A 5,488-nucleotide genomic window follows, 5' to 3' on the forward strand; every position below is an offset into this window, starting at 1 on the left:
TACGATCCCGATCGGGCGAACTGGTTGGCCGAAGATCCGCTGACCCGACTGGAAGGGCGCTCGGCGGCGGACATCTCCACGCAACGCATCTACATGGACGTCGGCACCGAAGACCAGTTCGGCTTCGGCAAGCACTACGACAATTTCATTGCGATGCTCCAATCCAAAGGGCTGACGGTGAACACCCGGGACGATTTCCCCGCCAACTGCGTCGACATCGCAAAGCTGCCGCAACAGTATCTGCTGATTCGCTATGTGGGTGGGCACACCGGCATTCCCGAGGCCGATGACTCGCGAGACAAACTGCTGAATGGCGATATCTGCGGGACAGTGGTGATCTGGCAGCGGCTGCTGGCGATGATCAGCTACATGGATTCCAGCTTCCCGAACGGGTTCGATGGGCCGGGCGACCTCAGCATCACCGATCCCGATCCGCGCGGCGATATCATGAAGACCCGGATCACCTCACCGGCATTGCGCACCGGCAACGGCACCGCCCCGGACCAGCCGGTGCTCATCTATCGACCCCCCGCCTTCTTCCACACCACCCGCAGCTTCCCGATCGTGTACATCCTCGGCGGCTACGGACAGACGCCGGAGGACTACGAGCGTCTCATCGATATGCTCGATCCGCTGATTCTCACGACGCAGATGCAGAACATGTTCGTCGCCGTCCTGCCGGGCGCCGGAGGCCGCAAGGCGTCGTTCTACGTGAATCACCGCGTCCCGGAATCACAGGTGCCCGATCTGATCAACCCGACTTCGGGGCGCTACGAGGACTCGATCATCCAGGACCTGATCCCGGCGATCGAGAATACGATTTTGCAAGGGCGTGTGCGGCAGTGAGCCTGAAGCCACTACTCTGGGTCCTCGCAACTGTCGCGACGCTGGCTGCACATCCTGCGGCGGGCCGCGATGCGGGAGACCGCATCCGGCTCGCATGGGTCGAGGGCGATGTCGCTGGGATGACGTCGATCCTCTCTCCCGACGGTACCTCGACCATCGGCTTCGTCGAGTATCGTTAGCGCCGTCGCGGTGGCCTGCTGGACAGTCGTGCGTTTTGCACTCCGCCTGACCGTCACCTGGCTCATCGATCCGGTCATCCGCATGCTCACCCCGGAAACCAACTCCTTCGTAAAGCCCGGCGCGCCGCCCGGCCTCGCACGTTTCGAAGGACCACGTAACTTCGCCGGGCAGAAGATTCGCATCGAGTGACGGCAATAGTACGCGCGTAGTTCTACGCGCGTACTACTCCGAACTTACGGCGTTGCCGTGCCCCTTGTACAAGGAGGACCATGGACGCCACAGCACACATTGTTCGGATGGCGCCGCAGCCATGTCCAGCCCAAAGAACCGTAACGACCACTACCACGACGACCGAGAGCGACGAGAGTTCTCCTGGGATCGTCGGCAGTGCTTTCGGTTTGGTGTGGGCCGTTGTCAGCTTCCCGTTTCGCGTTATCGGTGTACTGTTTTGAGAACACGGGCGTGGAAATGACGGCCGCGGCGACCGTCTTCGTAGTGGACGACAACGTTGGGGTGCGCAAGTCGTTGCGTGCGCTGCTAGAGTCCGTGGGCCTCGCGGTCGAGACGTACGCCTCGGGTGAAGAGTTCCTCACCGCCTACGAGCCGGAGCGCCCGGGGTGCCTGGTGCTGGACGTGCGCTTGCGATACGGCAGTGGCCTGGACGTGCAGGATGAGCTGCGACGGCGCAAGACGACGCTTCCCATCATTGTCCTGACCGGCCACGGCTATGTGTCGAGTTCGGTGCGGGCGCTAAAAGCTGAAGCCGTCGATTTCCTGCAAAAGTCGGCGCCGCCCAAGCTGTTGCTGGAGCGCATCCGTGCGGCGATCAACAGCGACCGCCAGGCACGCGCGGTGACCACCGAACGCGCCGTCGTGATGGAGCGACTGGCGCACCTCACGCCCCGCGAGCGCGAAGTAATGGAGTTGCTGATCGCGAGCAAACCGTCCAAGGAGATCGCGGCGGCGTTGCATGTCAGCGTCCGCACCGTCGAAGGGCACCGCCGCATGGTGCTCTCGAAGATGAACGTCGCCTCGGCCGCCCAGCTGGTCCGCACCGTGCTGAGCGCGCGCGAAGCCGATTCGCACACGTAGATCCTGACGCGACGCAGTCGTCCCATGCGCGGTCGCAGGGCCGGCGTGAGGGCGTACGACCGCCCGCGTAGAACCACGCGCGTAGTAATACGAGCTTACCGCGCTGCCGTCCGTTGTGTAACTTGTGCAGAAGGAGACCTTGCCATGCATGCGAATCTTAATGTTGAGGGAGTTCCCATTGGCGTGGCGCAGCCCGACGTGATCCTGCCGTCGAAGCACTCCGCACCTCGCCAAACACGAACCTTGGAACCGTTGAAGGAGGCGGCAATGGCAGCAGGCAAGTTGCAGGGGGGCTGGCGAGACCGCGCCAGGGGAATGGCGATCACGAGGGGAATTGCGCACGTGTCGTTTCCCGGAGGGAGCATGTTCCTACCGGCACGCAATCCGTACGATCGCCAGATGCTGATTGAGCACATCGTCGACCGCGCCCGCGCCAAAGAGCGGGTGCAGGTTCTCGTGGATGACCTGCGCTGGATCGTGCACCTACGCCGGAGCCCAGCGACCGCACACTGCTCCGCCTGCGGCTGCGCCCTGAACTCCGCCTGTTACTCAACCGCTGAGCAGGGCGGGGCGTATTGCCTCGGGTGTGCGTTTGCGGACCACCTGGCACAGCTCCAGCCCAAGCAGGAGCCACAGAGGAGAAGCTTCTGATGAAGCAGATTCCCGCCGCGTACAACCTTACGCCATTGTGGAAACCGGCAGTGATTCTTCCTGCGCAGACGATCGAGATGAGGAGGTAGACCATGGACATCGGAGAGGAACCTAGCGTCGTAGAGCCGTTTACCGGCAGTACGTCTTCAACGTGGGAACGACAGGGAGAGGCCAGCGAGCACTGGCCTATGCGGTGGCATCGCACGAACGGCGAGTTGTCCTCCCTCGGGCGATTCGAAATCCTCGGCTGGGATGAGGCCTGAGCGCGCCGGGACAAGTTCCGCGACGTTCTGGATCGAGTCCTCACGCCGGCGCCTAGCCTGGCGGGAGGTCCCATTGGCATGGCGCAGCCCAACATGATCTTGCCGTCGCAGCACTTCACGCCTCGCCGAAAGCAGGTCCCAGAGCAACAACTCATGATCGCTGTTGTCCAGGACGCGATCACCGGCAGGGGAAAGGCGACACTCAAGTTCCCAGCAAAAGAACGGGTCTTGGGCGGCGAACTCTGATGTGCTTCTTATAGGGCTAGCCCGCGCTGTGGCGCGACCAAGAGGTTACCAACGATGATCTCAAGACGCATCCTGCCAACCGTCGTGGCGTTCCTGTTCGCACTTGCGGGGCTCGGACCCGGGCCGCGCACCGCAAGTGCGCAGAACGCAACTCGCAGTGGTCCCACCCCGCCCCGGCTCCGCTTCATCGATGGCGCGGTGTCTTTCTGGCGCACGGGCGCCGAGGAGTGGAGCGCGGCGCAGGTGAACACGGCGCTGGCCGCTGGCGACTCCCTCTACGCGGGCGACGGTGCCAACTTGGAGGTTCAGATCGGGCCGCGGGCGTTCGTCCGCGCAGGCACCGCCACGGAGATCGACCTTACGTCGCTCGATCCCGGCTACACACAGTTCCGGATCACCGGGGGGCATGCCGCCCTCGACCTGAAGGCGCTGCCCGGCGGCCAGTTGATCGAGGTTGATTCGCCGAATGCCGCGTTCACCATCAATCGTCCCGGCTACTATCGCGTCGACGTCGACGAGAACAGGACGGTATTCAGCGCCGGCCGCGGCGGGACAGCGACGGTCATGCCGGCCGCCGGGGAGACGACCGACGTCGCCGAGAACCAGCAGATCATCCTCGAGGGCACCGAAACGGTGCAGCTCAACCTAAATGCAGCGCCCGCGCCCGATGAGTGGGATCGCTGGAACTACGATCGCACGGCGCAGCTCGGCGAGGCGCCACGCAGCGCGCAATACGTGCCGCCGGAGATTGCGGGCGCAGACGATCTCGACCGCTACGGCGACTGGCGCGAGCAGCCGCGCTATGGTCACGTCTGGGTTCCGCGCGACGTGCGCCCCGATTGGGCGCCCTACAGCACGGGCCGCTGGGTCTACGATCCGTACTACGAGTGGACCTGGGTCGATGAGTCGCCATGGGGTTGGGCCCCCTATCATTACGGCCGCTGGGTGAACTTCGACGGGGTCTGGGGCTGGGCTCCTGGCCCGGTGGTAGTGGCGCCGGTCTACTCGCCTGCGCTGGTGGCGTTCTTCGGAGCTCCCGGCATCGGAGTGTCCGTCGGCATCGGTCTCCCCTTCGTGAGCTGGTGCGCGCTCGGCTTCGGTGAACCGATCATCCCCTGGTGGGGACGGCCGGGGTTCGTCGGCAGGCCCTACTGGGGCGGCTGGGGTGGCCCGCGCGTCGTGAACAACGTTGTCATCAACAATACGCGTATCGTGAACGTCACGAACATCACCAAGTTCCAGAACGTCAACGTTAGGAACGCGGTGGTGGCGGTGGACCGCAACCAGTTCGGCCGCGGCCGCATGGAGCACATCCAGCTCGATGCGCAACGCGTGCAACGGCTGCAGCCGGTGCGCGGTGATCTCAAGGTACGGCCCGTGGCGGCGAGCCTCGTACCGGGGGAAGCACGCGGGCAACGTCCGCCTGATCGACTGCAGACACGCCAGGTCGTGACCACACGGCCGCCGCAAGATCCGATGAGCCGCCTGCGGGCCAAGGGCATCGAGGCCAAGGCGCCCCAGATGAGGCCCGAGCCGCGCATCGTGCGGCCGCAGGGCGGACCTGGCGTTCCCGGCGCACACCCGCAGGCGGGAGTCGGGGCCGCAGTTCCGGGAGCAGCCGGCCCTCCGGGCGGGAAACGCGAGCGCGTGGAGCGAGCCAGCCCGTCGGGGCAGCAGCCACCGCCAGTGCCCGGGGCGCAGCGCCCCGGTGGGGTCGGAACCGGACAGCCAGAGCGACGCCCGGCGATTGCACCACCACAGCCCGCAGCGCCCGGCGCATCCCAGCGTGCCGTGCCGCCTCCGCCACCGGGCGGGAAGCGCGAGGGCGTAGAGCGAACCAGCCCATCGGGGCAGGCGCCCGCAGCACCCGCCGCTCGTGAGCGCAGTCGCCCCGCTCCTGCTCGCGAAGCGCCGCCGGCTCGCGCCGAGCGACCGGCACGTCCAGAGGCGCCACCACGGCAGCAGGTGGCCCCGCAGCAGCCCGCACGTCAGCAGGCGCCACCACGGCAGCAGGCGGCCCCGCAGCAGCCCGCACGCGGGCGCCCGGCACCGGTCGACCCGAAGGCGGAGCACGAGGCGCCGGGACAGGCGCGGTAGTCGTTCGCGGGCGCCGGCTTCCCAAGACCGCCCGGAAAAGGCGTTCAACATGACGGCCGAGGCGACTGTCTGTGTGGTCGACGACAACGTCGGGGTGCGCAAATCGTTGCGCG

At 65.9% G+C, this 5,488-nt stretch carries 7 protein-coding genes; all 7 read left to right on the forward strand.

The genetic code is table 11. The features are described 5' to 3' along the window. On the forward strand, window positions 1-846 hold an 846-nt coding region (locus tag VF515_22480; GenBank protein ID HEX7410396.1), incomplete at its 5' end, for a hypothetical protein. Next, the gene (locus VF515_22485; protein ID HEX7410397.1) at window positions 843-1,025 is read left to right on the forward strand and encodes a hypothetical protein; all 183 of its coding nucleotides are present in this window, start codon (window positions 843-845) and stop codon (window positions 1,023-1,025) included. The genes VF515_22480 and VF515_22485, both read left to right, overlap by 4 nt. Window positions 1,026-1,053: 28 nt before the next feature. Continuing rightward, complete coding sequence (locus tag VF515_22490; protein HEX7410398.1) at window positions 1,054-1,215, forward strand: hypothetical protein; 162 nt, start codon at window positions 1,054-1,056, stop codon at window positions 1,213-1,215. 279 nt (window positions 1,216-1,494) lie between these two features. Next, entirely contained in the window at window positions 1,495-2,118 is a 624-nt protein-coding gene (locus VF515_22495; GenBank protein HEX7410399.1) for a response regulator, read from the forward strand. Between the two features lie 267 nt (window positions 2,119-2,385). Beyond that, complete coding sequence (locus VF515_22500; GenBank protein HEX7410400.1) at window positions 2,386-2,769, forward strand: hypothetical protein; 384 nt, start codon at window positions 2,386-2,388, stop codon at window positions 2,767-2,769. A 341-nt stretch (window positions 2,770-3,110) separates the two neighbouring features. Continuing rightward, window positions 3,111-3,278 carry a hypothetical protein gene (locus tag VF515_22505; protein ID HEX7410401.1) on the forward strand — a complete coding sequence of 56 codons (168 nt, stop codon included), beginning with the start codon at window positions 3,111-3,113 and terminating at the stop codon, window positions 3,276-3,278. 54 nt (window positions 3,279-3,332) lie between these two features. Continuing rightward, window positions 3,333-5,375 (forward strand): DUF6600 domain-containing protein, encoded by a 2,043-nt coding sequence (locus VF515_22510; protein HEX7410402.1) that lies wholly within the window; start codon window positions 3,333-3,335, stop codon window positions 5,373-5,375. Window positions 5,376-5,488 lie beyond the last annotated feature (113 nt).

The organism is Candidatus Binatia bacterium, assembly GCA_036382395.1.
Taxonomy (GTDB): Bacteria; Desulfobacterota; Binatia; order HRBIN30; family HRBIN30; genus JAGDMS01.